Origin of the sequence: Protofrankia sp. CiP1_Cm_nod2 (assembly GCF_920664355.1) — a bacterium.
In the GTDB taxonomy this organism is placed as follows: Bacteria; Actinomycetota; Actinomycetes; order Frankiales; family Frankiaceae; genus Protofrankia.
The window spans coordinates 32,067-32,624 of record NZ_CAKKTL010000016.1; the positions used below are offsets into that span (position 1 = coordinate 32,067).

1 pseudogene is annotated in these 558 nt (G+C 70.1%); it reads left to right on the forward strand.

The features are described from left to right. A pseudogene (locus tag NBW84_RS03260) lies at positions 1 to 558 on the forward strand (hypothetical protein); the annotation flags it as partial.

The following is a 558-nucleotide window of genomic DNA, read 5'->3' on the forward strand; positions in this document are numbered from 1 at the left end:
CGAGCCGGGTCGACGTTTTCGGTGGCACTCGTGACGGCTGGGCGGGCCTGCTGGCGACCGTTGGCTCCTCGGCGCTTGCTTCCGGTGGCGGCATTCTCCTGCTCGATTTCAGTGAGCGCGGAGTCGGCGGTGGTCTGGCCCAGCTCGCGGTCGACGCGGGATGCCCGGTCACGGTAGACGATCTTCCCGCTGATATCGGCGGGCTGGGACTGTTGCACGGTGTGGATCCCGAGGACGCCGCCGAGCTTCTCGCGGATGCCGTCGACGTGGGACGTGGCGGGGGTGCTGATCCGACGCTCCGAGTGCTCGACGCCGAGATACTCGCGGCTGTCGCCACCCGGCTGGAACCACCTCTGACCTTCAGCCGGCTTGCCGCCGGCCTGCGCGTGCTGGAGGGGAACGAGCGGAACGACGGTCCGGGCCTCCTGTCGTCCGCGGAGCGGAACGCCGTCGCCGACCGGGCGGGCGGGTGGCGAGAAAATGAAAGAACCCAGCGGGAAATCCACTACCTGCGGGCCTCCCTGGAGCGGTTGGCCGGCCGGGAGGAAACGGCACCGG